We start from the raw sequence: 17,097 nt of genomic DNA on the forward strand, positions 1-17,097 counted from the left end.
GCCTGGTCCGGCGTGCGACCTTGTCGGTCGATCGCCGTTGACGTCCGCGGCCGCGCGATGCGCGACGACCGCCGTCCGGGGCGCGGGCGCCGCACGGGAGCTGTCTGTGTCCTGTCTCGCCGGTTCCGTACACCTTGTCGCGTACGGCCTGGCGAAAGTCTTCTGGTCGGTGCGCTGCCCGACCCAGGTGGCTCCCGAGTACGAGGGCGGCGCTTCGACGTCCGTCCCTACGGAACCTTCCCTAAGCAGGCGCCTTCGCGGCGGCAGTGCCGGCGGCCCCTGTTGAAGCGGCCGGGGCGGCCGGGTCTGCCTCGCGGTCGGGCGCGAGCGGGTCGGTCACCGTGCCGGTCTCTTCATCGAGCAGCCCCTGCGCCAGCCTGGTCACCGCTGCGGGGACCGGCGGCGCCAGGTCGGCCACGGCGCGGAGACCGGACAGGACGTCGTCGGGTCGTACGGCAGGCGTCACGTGCCGAACAACCAGCCGCAGTATCGCACAGGGCTGGTCGGTCGGCCTATCAGCCGCCGCATCACGCGTTTCCACGCTCTCCAGGCTCACGACCGCCGGACGGGCGTCGAAGGTGCGCATGCCGTTCTTGGTCAGGCGCTGTACTTCGACGGTCCCGGCGCCGTTGAAGGCCTCGACCGCGCGTTCGGCCGCGGCCGGGTCCACGCCGTCCAGCCGCAGCTCCCACACGGAAGCGGTCAGCCGGTCGGCCAGTCCCGACGTACGGGCCTCGACCGCCTCGACGATGTCGAGCCCGCCGGGCAGCGACTCGTCGAGGAGGCCGCGCAGGCGCTCCGGGTCTCGGGGCGCGGTGAGCGCGATCTCCAGGTACTCCGCCTCACTGCCCGTGCCGGTGGGTGCGGCATTGGCGTAGGACACCTTCGGGTGCGGAGTGAACCCCGCCGAGTACGCCATGGGTACCCCGGCGCGGCGCAGCGCACGCTCGAAGGCGCGCTGGAAGTCACGGTGGCTGGTGAACCGGAGGCGGCCGCGCTTGGTGTAACGCAGTCGGATGCGCTGCACCGCGGGTGCGGGCGGCGGGCCTTCGGGCTGTCGCTTGCCCAGTGTCGTTCAGTCCTTCGTGAGAGCGGTCCTGCTTCCATCAAGAGTACGTGTCCCGCGGCGCGGGGGTTCCCGCCGGGCCGCCGGAGCGGGCCGCCGGGGCTCTCCGGACAGCGCGCGACGCAGGCCGGCCCGGGTCTGCCGGACCGTCTCCCGCGCCGCGGCCGGCGCCTGCGGGGCATCCTGCCCGCCGGTGCGACGGCGTAGCCACAGCGGCTCCCACGGCCACACGAACACCGCCCGCCCCAGCGGCCGCTGCACCGTGCCCCGCGGGAACCGCCTGCCCGCGACGACCGCGTCCCACACCACCCGGACCGGCACGACGAGGGCCGGCGCCACGATGCGCACGGGCGTCCGGACCGCCACCAGACGCCCCTCGGGCGCCCGCTCCCCCGCGCCGGCTCCTCCCTCTCCATACCGGCGAGGACGCGGCCTCCCTACCGGCGAGGACGCGACGGACCGCCGTGCGGGTCCGGCGCCGGACGACGGAGCGGGCCGCCCGTCACCCCGTGACAGTGCGGCCCGCTCCGGTTCGGGACCACTCAGTGCGCGTGCGCGCTCCCGGCCGGCTGCTTCACGGTCAGCGGCAGCAGCTTCTTGCCCGTGGGGCCGATCTGAATTGATGTGTCCATGGCGGGACACACGCCACAGTCGAAGCAGGGCGTCCAGCGGCAGTCCTCGACCTCGGTCTCGTCGAGGGCGTCCTGCCAGTCCTCCCAGAGCCAGTCCTTGTCCAGGCCCGAGTCCAGGTGGTCCCAGGGCAGGACCTCCTCGTAGGAGCGCTCGCGGGTGGTGTACCAGTCGACGTCCACGCCGAAGGGGGCGAGCGCCTTGTCCGCGCAGGCCATCCAGCGGTCGTAGGAGAAGTGCTCGCGCCAGCCGTCGAAGCGGCCGCCGTCCTCGTAGACGGCACGGATCACCGCGCCGACGCGGCGGTCGCCGCGGGAGAGCAGGCCCTCGACGATGCCGGGCTTGCCGTCGTGGTAGCGGAATCCGATCGAGCGGCCGTACTTCTTGTCGCCGCGGATCTTGTCCCGGAGCCTCTGCAGGCGCGCGTCGGTCTCCTCGGCGGAGAGCTGGGGCGCCCACTGGAAGGGGGTGTGCGGCTTGGGTACGAAGCCGCCGATGGAGACCGTGCAGCGGATGTCGTTGGAGCCGGAGACCTCGCGGCCCTTGGCGATGACGCGGGTCGCCATGTCGGCGATCTGGAGGACGTCCTCGTCCGTCTCCGTCGGCAGGCCGCACATGAAGTACAGCTTCACCTGGCGCCAGCCGTTGCCGTAGGCCGTCGCGACGGTGCGGATCAGGTCCTCCTCCGAGACCATCTTGTTGATGACCTTGCGCATGCGCTCGGAGCCGCCCTCGGGCGCGAAGGTCAGGCCGGAGCGGCGACCGTTGCGGGTCAGCTCGTTGGCCAGGTCCACGTTGAAGGCGTCCACGCGGGTGGACGGGAGCGAGAGGCCGATCTTGTCGTCCTCGTAGCGGTCGGCCAGGCCCTTGGCGATGTCGCCGATCTCGCTGTGGTCCGCGGAGGACAGCGAGAGCAGGCCGACCTCCTCGAAGCCGGTCGCCTTCAGGCCGGCCTCGACCATCTCGCCGATGCCGGTGATGGAGCGCTCGCGCACCGGGCGGGTGATCATGCCGGCCTGGCAGAAGCGGCAGCCGCGCGTGCAGCCGCGGAAGATCTCCACCGACATGCGCTCGTGGACCGTCTCGGCCAGCGGGACCAGCGGCTGCTTGGGGTACGGCCACTCGTCCAGGTCCATCACCGTGTGCTTCGACACGCGCCACGGGACGCCGGACTTGTTGGGCACGACGCGGCCGATGCGGCCGTCGGGGAGGTACTCGACGTCGTAGAAGCCGGGGACGTAGACGCCGCCCGTCCGCGCCAGGCGGAAGAGGAGCTCCTCGCGTCCGCCCGGGCGGCCCTCGGCCTTCCAGGCGCGGATGATCTCCGTGACCTCGAGCACCGCCTGCTCGCCGTCGCCGACGACCGCGCAGTCGATGAAGTCGGCGATCGGCTCGGGGTTGAAGGCCGCGTGGCCGCCGGCCATCACGATCGGGTCGTCGACCGTGCGGTTCCTGGCCTCCAGGGGGATGCCGGCCAGGTCCAGCGCGGTGAGCATGTTCGTGTAGCCCAGCTCCGTGGAGAAGGACAGGCCGAACACGTCGAAGGCCTTCACCGGGCGGTGGCTGTCGACCGTGAACTGCGGGAGGCCGTGCTCCCGCATCAGCGCCTCCAGGTCGGGCCACACGCTGTAGGTCCGCTCGGCGAGGACGCCCTCCCGTTCGTTGAGTACCTCGTAGAGGATCATGACGCCCTGGTTGGGCAGACCGACCTCGTAGGCGTCGGGGTACATGAGCGCCCAGCGGACGTCGCAGGAATTCCACTCCTTGACCGTGGAGTTGAGCTCTCCGCCGACGTACTGGATCGGCTTCTGCACATGCGGCAGCAGTGCTTCGAGCTGCGGAAACACAGACTCAACAGTCTCGGCGGCTTCGGCAGGCATCTCGCGGACCTTCGTGAGCTGACAGGGGTGACCATCAAGCGTAACCCGGTTGGAGGGCTGTCCCGAACGGCCGCCGGGCCGCCCCGCGCTCCGGCGCCGGGGCCCCGCCCCTCGGGGCCGCGGGGCGGGCGCCACGCCGCGGCGCGGCCGGGCCCGTCCCGTACGGCCGGCCCGCCCCGTGCCGCCGGGCCGGTCGCGTACGGCGGCCGGCGGCCTGTGCCGGGCGCCGTACGCGGCCGTACGGGGCCTATGCCGACATGGGGCGCTGGACCCGGATGGACTGGAGCAGGCCGACCGCCACCCAGACCACGAACATCGACGAGCCGCCGTAGGAGACGAACGGCAGGGGCAGGCCGGTGACCGGCATGATGCCCAGGGTCATGCCGATGTTCTCGAACGCCTGGAAGGCGAACCAGGCGACGATCCCGGCGGCGACGACGGTGCCGTACAGCTCGGTGGTCTCGCGGGCGATGCGGCAGGCGCGCCACAGGACGACACCGAGCAGGAGGATGATCAGACCGGCGCCGACGAAGCCCAGTTCCTCGCCCGCGACCGTGAAGACGAAGTCGGTCTGCTGTTCGGGGACGAACTGGCCGGTGGTCTGGGAGCCGTGGAAGAGGCCCGCGCCGGTCAGCCCGCCGGAGCCGATGGCGATGCGGGCCTGGTTGGTGTTGTAGCCGACGCCGGACGGGTCGAGGCTGGGGTTGGCGAAGGCCGCGAACCGGTTGATCTGGTACTCGTCCAGGATGTGCAGCTGCCAGATGGCGACGCAGCCCAGCGCGCCCGCCCCGAGCAGGCCGAAGACCCAGCGGTTGGAGGCGCCGGAGGCGAGCAGCACCCCCAGGATGATGGCCACCAGGACCAGGACCGTGCCGAGGTCGGGCATGAGCAGCACGATCAGGATCGGTACGGCGGACAGGCCCAGGGACTGGAGCACCGTGCGGTGGTCGGGGTGCGGCTTGTCGCCGGCGTCGACCCGGGCGGCGAGCATCATCGCCATCCCCAGGATGATCGTGATCTTCACGAACTCCGAGGGCTGGACGGAGAAGCCGCCGCCGAGCACGATCCAGTTGCGGCTGCCGTTGATGGTGGCGCCGAGCGGGGTGAGCACCAGCAGGATGCCGAAGACCGAGGCGCCGTAGAGGATCGGCACGGCGTTGCGCAGGGCGCGGTGGCCGAGCCAGATGGTGGCGATCATCAGGGCGAGCCCGATGCCGGTGTTCATCAGGTGCCGCACCAGGAAGTAGTACGGGTCGCCCTGGTTGAGCTCGGTGCGGTTGCGGGTGGCCGAGAAGACCAGGGCGGAGCCGATCCCCGACAGGGCGAGGGCGGACAGCAGTATCGGCCAGTCCAGCCGGCGGGTCGTCGAGTCGCGGGCGAGGAGGCGGGTCCAGCCGGCCCGCCGGGGTCCGTATCCGGAGACGGAGAAGCTGTTCGCGCCGGTCATGCGGTCGTCCTCCGGCTTCCTCGGCGGCGTGGGCGCCTGCGGGTGTCACGGCCCCCGGTTCCCGGTGAGGTGGTGGCCGCGGGCGCCTGCTGGTCGTCCGGGGCGGTGGTGCCGCCCTGCTCGGCGACCTGCTTGGCGACGGCCTCCTGGTCCTTGGCCGGGTCGCCGGAGATCTTGGGGGCGGCGATCGTGCCGTCGGCCTGGATCTTCGGCAGGCTCTTCTGCGGGGTGGGCAGCAGGGCCCTCTTGCCGTCGACGGAGCCGTCGGCCTGGACGCCGTACAGGGCGCTGTAGATGTTGCGCACGGCCTCACCCGAGGCGCCCGAGCCGGTACCGGCCTGGGAGATGGTCATGATGACCGAGTAGTCCTTGCTGTAGGTGGCCAGCCAGGAGGTGGTCTGCTTGCCGTAGACCTCGGCGGTGCCGGTCTTGGCGTGCAGCGCGATCTTGTCCTGCGGCCAGCCGGCGAACTTCCAGGCGGCCGTACCGCGGGTGGCGACGCCGGCGAGGGCCTCGTCCATCATGTCGCGGGTGGCCTGGGTGACGGGCAGCCTGCCGTGCGACTGGGGCTTGATCTCGGTGACGTGCTTGCCGTCGGCGCTGACGATCGCCTTGCCGATGGTCGGGGTGTACATGGTGCCGCCGTTGGAGATGGCGCCGTAGATCACCGCCTCCTGGATCGGCGTGACGAGCGTGTCGCCCTGGCCGATGGAGTAGTTGATCGCGTCACCCTCGCGCATCTTGTTGCCCTCGAGGCAGTTCTCGTAGGCGATCTTCTCGACGTAACTGCCGTTCTTCTTGCCGGTCCTGCACCAGGCGTCCTTGTTGGCCTCCCAGTAGTCCTGCTTCCAGCGGCGGTCGGGGACGCGGCCGGTGACCTCGTTGGGCAGGTCGATGCCGGTCTCCTTGCCCAGGCCGAACTGGTGGGCGGTCTTGAAGAAGTAGTCCTTGGGCTTGCCCTTCTTCGGGTTGATGCCGCCGTCCTTCTTCCACTCGTTGTCCGCGAGGCCGTAGAACACGGTGTCGCAGGAGACCTCCAGGGCCCGGCCGAGGGAGATGGGGCCGAAGTTCTCGCCCTCGAAGTTCTTGAAGGTCTGGCCGCCGACGGAGTAGGAGCTGGTGCAGGGGTAGTTGCCGTTGAAGTCGTAGCCGGCCTGGACCGCGGCGGCCGTGGAGACCACCTTGAAGGTCGAACCGGGCGCGGACTGACCCTGTATGGCGCGGTTGAGCAGCGGATAGTCGGAGTTCTTGCCGGTGAGGGCCTTGTAGTCCTTGGCGGAGATGCCGCCGACCCAGACGTTCGGGTCGTACGTCGGCGCGGACGCCATGGCGACGATCCGGCCGGTCCTGGCCTCCATCACCACGACGGCGCCTGAGTCGGCCTTGTAGTTGGTGCCGGTGATCTTGTCGTACTGCTGGCGAGCGGCCTTCATCGCCTTGTCCAGCTCGTACTCGGCGACCCGCTGGACCCGGGCGTCGATGCTGGTGACCAGGTTCGAACCGGGCTGTGCGGCATCGGACTTGGCCTTGCCGATGACGCGGCCGAGGTTGTCGACCTCGTAGCGGGTGACGCCGGCCTTGCCGCGCAGCTCCTTGTCGTACTGGCGTTCAAGACCGGACCGGCCGACCATGTCGGAGCGCAGGTAGGGCGAGGAGCTGTCCTTGGCCTTCTGGATCTCCTCGTCGGTGACCGGCGAGAGGTAGCCGAGGACCTGCGCGGTGTTGGACTTGCCGGGGCCCGCGTAGCGGCGCACGGCCTCGGGTTCGGCGGTGATGCCGGGGAAGTCCTCGGCGCGCTCCCGGATCTGCAGGGCCTGCTTGGGGGTGGCCTCGTCGGTGATGGGGATGGGCTGGTAGGGCGAACCGTTCCAGCAGGGCTGCGGGGTCTTGGCGTCGCACAGCCGGACCTTCTGCAGGACCTCCTGGGGGTCCATGCCGAGGACGCCGGCGAGCTTGGTGAGGACCGCCTTGCCGTCGTCCTTCTGCTTGAGCAGTTCGGTACGCGAGGCGGAGACCACCAGCCGGGTCTCGTTGTCGGCGAGCGGCACTCCGCGCGCGTCCAGGACGGAGCCGCGCACCGCGGGCTGCACGACCTGCTGGACGTGGTTGCCGGACGCCTCCTTCTGGTACTGGGCACCCTCGCGGATCTGCAGGTACCACAGCCGGCCGCCGAGGGTGCCGAGCAGCGACAGGACGAGGATCTGGATGACGACCAGCCGGATCTGGACCCGTGGGGTCCGGCCGGTCTCGGGGATGTTGGTCATGGGCGCGGTCCGTCCCCCCGACGGGTGATGGCGGGCGGCAGATGGTCGGTCATGGGCACGGCCCATGCCTTGGAAGGGTGGTGGCGGGAGACGGACGGGCGGTCACCAGGGCCGCCTCCCCCTCTCGGTGTGTGTACGGGTCGTGTCCGGCGGGGCCGTGGGGCCGCGGGGTCCGGTCGCCGTGCCGTCACAGGCGCTTGACCCCCTTGATGCGGCCGACCCGGGTGGTGCGGGAACGGGCCTTGTTCTTCAGACCGCCGAGCGCGCCGCGCTGGCCGCCGATGCGCAGCCCGGTGCCGGAGGAGAGCCAGCCGGAGGAGATGTCGGTCGCCTGCTTGGACGCGGACGCGGCCTCGGCGAGCGGGTCGTTGTCCGAGCGCCGGGCCAGCGCCATGATGCCGGGGACGACGAACGGGGCGAGCAGCAGGTCGTAGACGGCGGCGCTGATGAGCAGTCCGGGCAGGCCGACATGGCGGGCGGCGGTGTCGCCGACGAGCGCGCCGACACCGGCGTACAGCAGCGTGGAGCCGATGGCGGCGGCGACCACCACGGCCATCGGGCCGATGGCCGACTTCACCTGACCGGTCTCGGGCTTGATGAGCCCGGCGAGGTAGCCGATGACGCAGAGCACGAGGGCGTAGCGGCCGGCGGCGTGGTCGGCGGGCGGTGCCAGGTCGGCGAGCAGTCCGGCGCCGAAGCCGACGAAGGCGCCGCCGACGTGGCCGTAGACCATGGCGAGGCCGAGGACGGTGAGCAGCAGCAGGTCGGGGACCGCGCCCGGCAGGTGCAGCCGGGACAGGACGCTCACCTGGACGACCAGGGCGACGACGACCAGCGTGATGGAGAGCAGGATCCGGTTGAGGCGCATGGGACTTCGAGCTCCTACTGCTGCTGGCCGTCGGTGGACTGCGCGTTGGCGTCGGTGTCGGCCGACGGGGTGACCGTCACGGTCACCGTGGGCGTCGGGGTCGGCTTGGGCTTGGGCGGCAGGACTTCGTCGCGCGGGTCCTTCTTCGGCGCCCGGACGACGACGCCGACGACGTCGAGCTTGGTGAAGCCGACGTACGGCGTGACGTAGACGGTGCGGGTCAGGTCGCCGCCGGAGGGGTCGACTCGGGAGACGACGCCGACCGGGACGCCGGGCACGAAGGGCTTGTCGGACTGCGAGCCGAAGGTGACGAGGCGGTCGCCCTTCTTCACCTGCGCCTTGCCGTTGAGGAGCTGCACCCGCAGCGGGCGGTCGCCCTGGCCGGCGGCGAAGCCGAGTTCGTCGGTGCCCTCCATGCGGGTGCCGACGGTGAAGTCGGGGTCGTTGGCGAGCAGCACGGTGGCGGAGTCGGGGCCGACGGTGGTGACGCGGCCGACCAGGCCGTCGGCGTTGAGGACGGTCATGTCGCGCTGGATGCCGTCGTTGGCGCCGACGTCGATGGTGACGGTCCATGAGAAGCCCTGCGCGGCTCCTATGGCGATGACCTCGGCGCCCTTGATGCCGTACTGGCCCTCGCCGGCCAGCTTCAGCATCCGGTCGAGCTGGGTCAGGCGGCTGTGGTTGCGGGCGTCGCTGCCGAGCTTGGCCTTGAGCGCCGCGTTCTCCTTCTCCAGCGCGGCGAGCCGGTCGTGGCGTTCGCCGGAGTCGCGGACCGCGGAGACGGCGTTGCCGACCGGGTTCACCGCGCTCGACACGCCGTTCTCGATCGGGCCGAAGACGGTGGCGGCCGCCCGCCGGGCACCGTCCACCGGGGAGTTCTCCCCGCCGCGGATGTCGACTGTGATCAGCGCGAACGCGACGGCGATCAGCAGCACCAGGAGCAGCCGGCTCTCTTTCGTGTCCCTCACGTGCGGCGGCCGTGCCCTTCCTCGTAGGAATCGGGTGGCCCCCTGCAAGCGCGGAGTCCGAAGCGCGTACCCAAGGGGCCCGTTTGTGGGAGCTAATGCCTCTATATCAACGATCCGCCGTACGAGAGAAGATCATCTCGTACGGCGGAATCGAAAAGTCGTGTCATCGACGCGGCTGGGCGTCCAGGACCTGCTGGAGCGCCTCGAACTCCTCGACGCACTTGCCGGAGCCGAGCGCCACGCTGTCGAGCGGGTCCTCAGCGATGTGGATCGGCATGCCGGTCTCCCGGCGCAGCCGCTCGTCCAGCCCGCGCAGCAGCGCCCCGCCGCCGGTCAGGACGATGCCCCGGTCCATGATGTCGCCGGACAGCTCCGGCGGGCACTTGTCGAGGGTGGTCTTGACCGCGTCGACGATCGCGTTGACCGGCTCCTCGATCGCCTTGCGGACCTCGGCGGCCGAGATGACGACCGTCTTCGGCAGTCCGGAGACCAGGTCCCGGCCGCGGATCTCGGTGTGCTCGTCGTTCTCGAGTTCGTACGCCGAACCGATCGTGATCTTGATCTGTTCGGCCGTGCGCTCGCCCAGCAGGAGGCTGTACTCCTTCTTCACGTGCTGGATGATCGCGTTGTCCAGCTCGTCGCCCGCGACCCGGATGGACTGGGCGGTGACGATGCCGCCGAGCGAGATGACCGCGACCTCCGTGGTGCCGCCGCCGATGTCCACCACCATGTTGCCCGTGGCCTCGTGGACCGGCAGGCCGGAGCCGATGGCCGCGGCCATGGGTTCCTCGATGATGTGCACCTGGCGGGCGCCGGCCTGGGAGGACGCCTCGATGACGGCGCGGCGCTCGACGCCGGTGATGCCGGAGGGCACGCAGACCACGACCCGCGGCCGGGCCAGGTACCGCCGCTTGTGGATCTTCAGGATGAAGTAGCGGAGCATCCGCTCGGTGATCTCGAAGTCCGCGATGACACCGTCCTTGAGCGGACGGACGGCCACGATGTTGCCGGGCGTGCGCCCGATCATCTTCTTCGCCTCGGCGCCTACCGCGAGGATGCCACCGGTGTTCGTGTTGATCGCGACGACGGACGGTTCGTTGAGCACGATCCCGCGACCCCTGACGTACACCAGCGTGTTGGCGGTCCCGAGGTCGACAGCCATGTCACGGCCGATGAACGACATTGAGTTCCCCATCAGGATTCGTCTGGCCTTCCCTGGGTGCTTTTGAGGGCATTTCAGGTACGGCGAGGTGGGTGCTGTGACGTGAAGGCTTCCATCGTAGACGCGCCTGCACGAACACCGCGCGAGGGTCTTCGCCATTGTCAGCAGATGGCGTACCGCCTCGCTTGTGGAGACGGTCCATCGGGGGCACGCGTTCCCCCGATCGGCATCGGCCATGCCGATGGGCGGCCGGATTTCCCCGACCGCCCAGGTCAGGCAGGCTGATGAGCTGACGGTACGTCAGCGAACGGGTCGAGCGGAGCCGGCGCAACCCACTCGTCCCGGGGCCGGAACGGCGCCCGTTCGCCCCCGGGGCCGGACCGGCCGGTGGCCCGGTGTCAGACCCGGCCGGGGAAGAAGATCTTCACCTCGCGCTCGGCGGACTCCTCGGAGTCGGAGGCGTGGATCAGGTTCTCCCGGACGATCACACCGAAGTCGCCGCGGATGGAGCCGGGCGCGGCGGCGATCGGGTCGGTCGGGCCGGCCAGCGCCCGGATCCCCTCGACGACCCGCTCGCCCTCGACGATCATGGCCACCACCGGACCGGAGGACATGAACGCCACCAGCGGCTCGTAGAACGGCTTGCCCTTGTGCTCGCCGTAGTGCTGCTCCAGCGTCTCGGTGTCCAGGGCGCGCAGCTCCAGCGCGGTGATCTGCCAGCCGGCCTTGCGCTCGATACGGCTGATGATCTCGCCGGTCAGGCCACGACGAACGGCGTCGGGCTTGAGGAGGACGAGGGTGCGCTGGGTCACTGGGGACTCCTTACTGCTGTACAGATGTGCGGTGGGACGAGATTACAGGCCTTCGTCACGCAGCGTCAGGCGAGGCGGGGCCCGCCGCCGCGGCCTGCGCCGCGAATCTCGCCTTGGCCTCGTCGATCTTCCGACCGAAGTGCACCGACGCCCACCACAGCGCCGCGAACACCGCGCCCAGGAAGTACATCACCGGCACGACGAAGCCGGAGGCGACGAGGGCGATCTGCAGCGCCCAGCCGAGGACCACGCCGCCGGGCCGGGTCACCGCGCCGCACAGCAGCACGCACAGCACCATCGCGATGCCGCTGACCGTCCACACCGTCGACATGGACAGGTCCGGGTCCTTCATCGCGACCAGCGCGGCGAAGCCGATGACGAAGAACTCGCCGATCAGGGTCGAGGAACAGAGCGTACGCACGAGAAGTCAGCCCCTCCCGAGGAGCAGTCGGGCCTCACCGACGGTGATGACGGAGCCGGTGACCAGCACACCGCCGCCGGCGAACTCGCCCTCCTCCTCGGCGAGCGTGATCGCGGCCTCCAGCGCGTCCGGCAGCCGCGGCTCGACCTGGACCCGCTCCTCGCCGAACACCTCGACGGCGATGGCGGCCAGCTCGTCGGCGTCCATGGCGCGGTGGCTGGAGTTCTGCGTGATCACGACCTCCGCGAAGATCGGCTCGAACGCCTCCAGCAGACCGCGCACGTTCTTGTCGCCGCTGGCCCCGACCACGCCGATCAGCCGGCTGAAGTCGAACGCCTCTCCGACGGCCTCGGCGGTGACCTGCGCCCCCGCCGGGTTGTGCGCGGCGTCGAGCACCACGGTCGGGGAGCGCCGCACCACCTCCAGCCGGCCCGGCGAGGTGACCGCGGCGAACGCCTTGCGGACGGTCTCGGCGTCCAGGGACTCGGCGCGCTGGGCGCCGACTCCGAAGAACGCCTCCACGGCGGCGAGCGCCACGGCGGCGTTGTGCGCCTGGTGGGCGCCGTGCAGCGGCAGGTACACCTCGGGGTACTCCCCGCCCAGTCCGCGCAGGGTCAGCAGCTGGCCGCCGACGGCCACCTGCCGCGCCACCACCCCGAACTCCAGCCCTTCGCGGGCCACGGTGGCGTTGACCTCCACGGACCGCTTCAGCAGCACCTGGGCCGCGTCCACCGGCTGCTGGGCCATGATCACGGTGGCGTCCTGCTTGATGATGCCGGCCTTCTCCCCGGCGATCTCACCCGTGGTGGAGCCGAGCCGGTCGGTGTGGTCGAGCCCGATCGGGGTGACCACGGCGACGTCGCCGTCGATCACGTTGGTGGCGTCCCAGCTTCCGCCCATGCCGACCTCGACGACGGCCACGTCCACCGGCGCGTCGGCGAAGGCGGCGTACGCCATGCCGGTCAGCACCTCGAAGAAGGAGAGCCGGTACTCCTGCGCGGCGTCGACCATCTCCACGTACGGCTTGATGTCCTGGTACGTCTCGACGAACCGCTCCGCGGAGACGGGCGCGCCGTCCAGGCTGATCCGCTCCGTGACCGACTGCACGTGCGGCGAGGTGTACCGGCCGGTGCGCAGCTCGAAGGCGCCCAGCAGCGCCTCGATCATGCGTGCGGTGGAGGTCTTGCCGTTCGTCCCGGTGATGTGGATGGACGGGTACGACCGCTGCGGCTCCCCCAGGACGTCCATCAGCGCGGCGATCCTGCTGACCGAGGGCTCCAGCTTGGTCTCGCCCCAGCGGGTCGCCAGCTCCGCCTCGACCTCGCGCAGCGCCTTGTCGACCTCGGGGTCCTCCGGGCGTCCCGGCACGTCCGCCCGCGGCGGTCCGCCCTGCGTCCGCAGGGTACGGCTGCCGGCCTCGATCACCGCGAGATCGGGGATTGGGGTCTCCCCTGCTGGAGCGGAGCCGAGAGCTTGGGGAAGGTCGGTCTCGGCCGCGATGATCTCGTCGAAGGAGTCGACGGGGTCGGGCTGCTCGCTGTCGTCGTACGGGGGGAGGTCGCTCACGGGGCAAGTGTACGTACCCGCCCATAGCATCCGGGCAACGCGTGCCGGGCCCGCCCGGCCCGCGCGCGCCCCCGCCGGCCCGCGGGCGGCCGAAGACGCCGGCCCGCGGGCGGCCGAAGACCCCCCGGGCCCTGCGGCTCGGGGGGTCTTCGGCGACGTACGGGCCCGCGCGCCTACGCCTGCGGCAACCGCTCCAGCTGCGCCGCGATCCGCGCGATGTCCTCCTCGGCCTTGGTCAGCCGCGTACGGATCTTCTCCACCACCGGGTCGGGCGCCTTCGCCAGGAACGCCTCGTTCCCGAGCTTGGCGTTCGCCTGCGCCTTCTCCTTCTCGGCGGCGGCCAGGTCCTTCGCCAGCCGCTTGCGCTCCGCGGCGACGTCGATCGCCCCGGACAGGTCCAGCGCGACCTCGACGCCCGCGACCGGCAGCGTCGCCGTCGCCGTGAAGGCCTCGCCCTCGGGCTGGAGCCTCAGCAGCTGGCGGATGGCCGCCTCGTGCGGGGCCAGCGCCGAGCCTTCCAGGGCGAGTCGGGCCGGCACCCGCTGGCCCGGCTGGAGCCCCTGGTCGGCACGGAACCGCCGCACCTCGGTGACCAGCGACTGCAGCGTCTCGATCTCCCGCTCGGCCGCCGCGTCCCGGAAGCCGCTGTCGGCCGGCCACTCGGCGATGACGACCGACTCGCCGCCCGTGAGGGTGGTCCACAGCGTCTCCGTCACGAACGGGACGACGGGGTGCAGCAGCTTCAGGGTGACGTCCAGGACCTCGCCGAGGACCCGCTTGGCGACCTCCGCGGCCTCGCCGCCCGCCTGGAAGGTGGTCTTGGACAGCTCGACGTACCAGTCGAAGACCTCGTCCCAGGCGAAGTGGAACAGGGCGTCCGACAGCTTGGCGAACTGGAAGTCGTCGTAGTAGGCGTCGACCTCGGCGACGACCGAGTTCAGCCGGGACAGGATCCACCGGTCGGTGGCGGACATCGCCGACGGCTCGGGCAGCGGGCCGTCCACCGTCGCGCCGTTCATCAGCGCGAAACGGGTGGCGTTCCAGATCTTGTTGGCGAAGTTGCGCGAGCCCTGGACCCAGTCCTCGCCGATCGGCACGTCCACGCCCGGGTTGGCGCCGCGGGCGAGGGTGAAGCGCAGGGCGTCGGAGCCGTACTTGTCCATCCAGTCCAGCGGGTTGACCGCGTTGCCGAAGGACTTCGACATCTTCTTGCCGAACTGGTCGCGGACCATGCCGTGCAGGGCGATGGTGTGGAACGGCGGGGTGCCGTCCATCGCGTACAGGCCGAACATCATCATCCGGGCGACCCAGAAGAAGAGGATGTCGTAGCCGGTGACCAGGACGGAGTTCGGGTAGAACTTCGCGAGCGACTCGGTCTGCTCGGGCCAGCCGAGGGTGGAGAACGGCCACAGGCCGGAGGAGAACCAGGTGTCGAGGACGTCCGTGTCCTGGTGCCAGCCCTCGCCGGTCGGCGGCTCCTCGTCCGGTCCGACGCAGACGACCTCGCCGTCCGGGCCGTACCACACCGGGATCCGGTGGCCCCACCAGAGCTGGCGCGAGATGCACCAGTCGAGCAGGTTGTCGACCCAGTCGAAGTACCGCTTCTCCATCTCCTGCGGATGGATCTTGACCTTGCCCTCACGCACCGCGTCACCGGCGGCCTTGGCCAGCGGGCCGACCTTGACCCACCACTGCATGGACAGGCGCGGCTCGATGGTGGTCTTGCAGCGCGAGCAGTGGCCGACGGAGTGGACGTAGGGGCGCTTCTCGGCGACGATCCGGCCCTCGGCGCGCAGCGCGGCGACGATCGCGGAGCGGGCCTCGAAACGGTCCAGGCCCTGGAAGGGGCCGTGCACGGTGATGACGGCGTGCTCGTCCATCACGGTGATGGCGGGCAGGTCGTGGCGCCGGCCGATCTCGAAGTCGTTCGGGTCGTGGGCGGGGGTGACCTTGACGGCGCCGGTGCCGAACTCCGGGTCGACGTGCTCGTCGGCGACGACGGGGATGGAGCGGTCCGTCAGCGGCAGCTTGACCAGCTTGCCGATCAGGTGCCGGTAGCGCTCGTCCTCGGGGTGGACGGCGACCGCGGTGTCACCGAGCATGGTCTCGGCACGGGTGGTGGCGACCACGATGGTCTCGTCGCCCTCGCCGTACTTCATCGAGACGAGCTCGCCGTCGTCGTCCTGGTACTCGACCTCGATGTCGGAGATCGCGGTGAGGCAGCGCGGGCACCAGTTGATGATGCGCTCGGCGCGGTAGATCAGCCCGTCGTCGTAGAGCCGCTTGAAGATGGTCTGGACGGCCTGCGAGAGGCCCTCGTCCATGGTGAAGCGCTCACGGGACCAGGCGACGCCGTCGCCGAGGCGGCGCATCTGGCCGCTGATCTGCCCGCCGGACTCGGCCTTCCACTGCCAGACGCGGTCGACGAAGGCCTCGCGGCCCAGGTCGTGCCGGGACTTGCCCTCCTTGCCCAGTTCGCGCTCGACCACGTTCTGGGTGGCGATGCCGGCGTGGTCCATGCCGGGCTGCCACAGCGTCTCGTGGCCCTGCATGCGCTTGCGGCGGGTGAGGGCGTCGATGAGCGTGTGCTCGAAGGCGTGCCCCAGGTGGAGCGAGCCGGTGACGTTCGGCGGCGGGATGACGACGGTGAACGGCGGCTTGTCGCTCTTCGCGTCCGCCTCGAAGTAGCCCCGCTCCACCCAGCGCTCGTACAGCGGCCCCTCTACGTCGGCCGGCGCGTACTGGGTCGGCAGTTCGGTGTCGGGCGCTGGTGGCTGCTGCTGAGCGTTCTCGGTCACGCGCTCAGTTTAGAGGCGTCACGGCGCTGTCCCGAACCGCATTTGTTGTGTAACGGTGCGCACCCCGATGCGGTGGGCCGCCCCCCGCTGCGCCAGGATGTCAGGAACACATAAGCATCTGAGGGGGAACCCAGTAATGAGCTACAACCAGCCGGGCCCGTACGGCGGGCAGCCACAGCAGCCCGGACCGTACGGCCAGCCGGGTCCCTACGGCCAGCAGCCGCCGCAGGCGCCGCCCGCGCAGCCCGGCTACGGCTACCCCCAGCAGACGCCGCCCGCGCAGCCCGGCTACGGCTACCCCCAGCAGACGCCGCCCGCGCAGCCCGGCTACGGCTACCCCCAGCAGCCCCCGCAGGGTGTGCCGCCCCAGCCCAACCCCTACGGCCAGCAGCAGCCGTACGGCCAGCAGCCCGAGTACGGCCAGCAGCCGCCCTACGGCACCGTCCCGCAGCCCCCGGCCCCGTCCGGCGGCAAGAAGAAGACGGCCCTGATCATCGGCGTGGTGGCGGTCGTGGCGGCGATAGGCGTGGCCGCGTACTTCGTGATCGGCGGGGGCGGCGGCAGCGGTTCGGTCGCCGACGACGGCCCGCACAAGCTGATCACGCCCGCGACGGTGCTCGGCGGGGAGTACAAGAAGTCCCAGGACGACGCCTCGGACGGCATGACCGACGACGACCTCAAGGACGCCGAGAAGTGGGGCGTGAAGAGCCCCAAGGAGGTCAGCGCCGGTTACACCTCCGGTACCGGGCTGACGCAGAAGATGCTGACCTTCAGCGGTGTCTACGGCACGATCGACGACCCGGAGAAGGTCGTCGACGCGATGTTCGCCAAGCTGAAGAGCGAGTCGCAGAAGGACAAGGGCAGCGACGGCGCCAAGGGCGAGCTGGAGGGCAGCCCGCAGAAGATGACGCCGGCCGGCTTCGACAACGGCATCATGAAGTGCCAGAACGCCAAGATCACCAACGACAAGGCCACGGCGGGCACGCCGAAGACCATGAGCATGCCCATGTGCATCTGGGCGGACCACAGCACGGTCGCCTACGTGCTGTCGATGAACCTGGCCCAGATGGCGACGGGGGGCGGCCTCTCCCTCGACGACGCCGCCGGCGTCGCGGCGAAGCTGCGCACGGACGTCCGCGTCAAGATGTGACACGACGTACGTCGGACCACACGGCGAAGGGGCCCCGGTCGGTCGACCGGGGCCCCTTCCCCATC

Annotated in this window: 12 protein-coding genes; 1 reads left to right on the forward strand and 11 read right to left on the reverse strand. The window is 70.8% G+C overall.

Annotation, left to right across the window (positions count from 1 at the left end):
* Positions 1–241: 241 nt before the first annotated feature.
* The 11 genes from ACF061_RS03630 to ACF061_RS03680 form a co-directional block, all read right to left on the reverse strand.
* Positions 242–1,027 carry a TIGR03936 family radical SAM-associated protein gene (locus ACF061_RS03630; RefSeq protein WP_392265126.1) on the reverse strand — a complete coding sequence of 262 codons (786 nt, stop codon included), beginning with the start codon at positions 1,025–1,027 and terminating at the stop codon, positions 242–244.
* 581 nt (positions 1,028–1,608) lie between these two features.
* Positions 1,609–3,576, reverse strand: a complete 1,968-nt coding sequence (locus ACF061_RS03635) for a TIGR03960 family B12-binding radical SAM protein (RefSeq protein WP_392265127.1) — start codon at positions 3,574–3,576, stop codon at positions 1,609–1,611.
* Between the two features lie 247 nt (positions 3,577–3,823).
* The gene (gene rodA, locus ACF061_RS03640; RefSeq protein WP_392265128.1) at positions 3,824–5,023 is read right to left on the reverse strand and encodes a rod shape-determining protein RodA; all 1,200 of its coding nucleotides are present in this window, start codon (positions 5,021–5,023) and stop codon (positions 3,824–3,826) included.
* Positions 5,020–7,287, reverse strand: a complete 2,268-nt coding sequence (mrdA, locus tag ACF061_RS03645; RefSeq protein ID WP_392265129.1) for a penicillin-binding protein 2 — start codon at positions 7,285–7,287, stop codon at positions 5,020–5,022. Before mrdA ends, rodA begins: the two co-directional genes overlap by 4 nt.
* Positions 7,288–7,474: 187 nt before the next feature.
* The gene (mreD, locus tag ACF061_RS03650; protein WP_392265130.1) at positions 7,475–8,155 is read right to left on the reverse strand and encodes a rod shape-determining protein MreD; all 681 of its coding nucleotides are present in this window, start codon (positions 8,153–8,155) and stop codon (positions 7,475–7,477) included.
* A gap of 14 nt (positions 8,156–8,169) precedes the next feature.
* On the reverse strand, positions 8,170–9,123 hold the full coding sequence (mreC, locus tag ACF061_RS03655) for a rod shape-determining protein MreC (protein ID WP_392265131.1): 954 nt from the start codon (positions 9,121–9,123) through the stop codon (positions 8,170–8,172).
* A gap of 163 nt (positions 9,124–9,286) precedes the next feature.
* A complete protein-coding gene (locus tag ACF061_RS03660; protein WP_392265132.1) occupies positions 9,287–10,306 on the reverse strand; it encodes a rod shape-determining protein in 1,020 nt (339 codons plus the stop codon).
* Positions 10,307–10,683: 377 nt separating this feature from the next.
* Complete coding sequence (gene ndk / locus ACF061_RS03665) at positions 10,684–11,097, reverse strand: nucleoside-diphosphate kinase (protein ID WP_392265133.1); 414 nt, start codon at positions 11,095–11,097, stop codon at positions 10,684–10,686.
* Between the two features lie 55 nt (positions 11,098–11,152).
* Complete coding sequence (locus tag ACF061_RS03670; protein WP_392265134.1) at positions 11,153–11,518, reverse strand: DUF4233 domain-containing protein; 366 nt, start codon at positions 11,516–11,518, stop codon at positions 11,153–11,155.
* Positions 11,519–11,524: 6 nt separating this feature from the next.
* A complete protein-coding gene (locus tag ACF061_RS03675) occupies positions 11,525–13,084 on the reverse strand; it encodes a bifunctional folylpolyglutamate synthase/dihydrofolate synthase (protein WP_392265135.1) in 1,560 nt (519 codons plus the stop codon).
* A 173-nt stretch (positions 13,085–13,257) separates the two neighbouring features.
* Positions 13,258–15,882, reverse strand: a complete 2,625-nt coding sequence (locus ACF061_RS03680; protein WP_392265136.1) for a valine--tRNA ligase — start codon at positions 15,880–15,882, stop codon at positions 13,258–13,260.
* A 136-nt stretch (positions 15,883–16,018) separates the two neighbouring features.
* Here ACF061_RS03680 and ACF061_RS03685 point away from each other — a divergent pair, with 136 nt between their 5' ends.
* Positions 16,019–17,032: a hypothetical protein gene (locus tag ACF061_RS03685; RefSeq protein WP_392265137.1), complete on the forward strand. Its 1,014-nt coding sequence runs from the start codon at positions 16,019–16,021 to the stop codon at positions 17,030–17,032.
* The last annotated feature ends 65 nt before the right edge of the window (positions 17,033–17,097 follow it).

It is taken from the genome of Streptomyces sp. NPDC015220 (assembly GCF_043079345.1).
Taxonomy (GTDB): Bacteria; Actinomycetota; Actinomycetes; order Streptomycetales; family Streptomycetaceae; genus Streptomyces.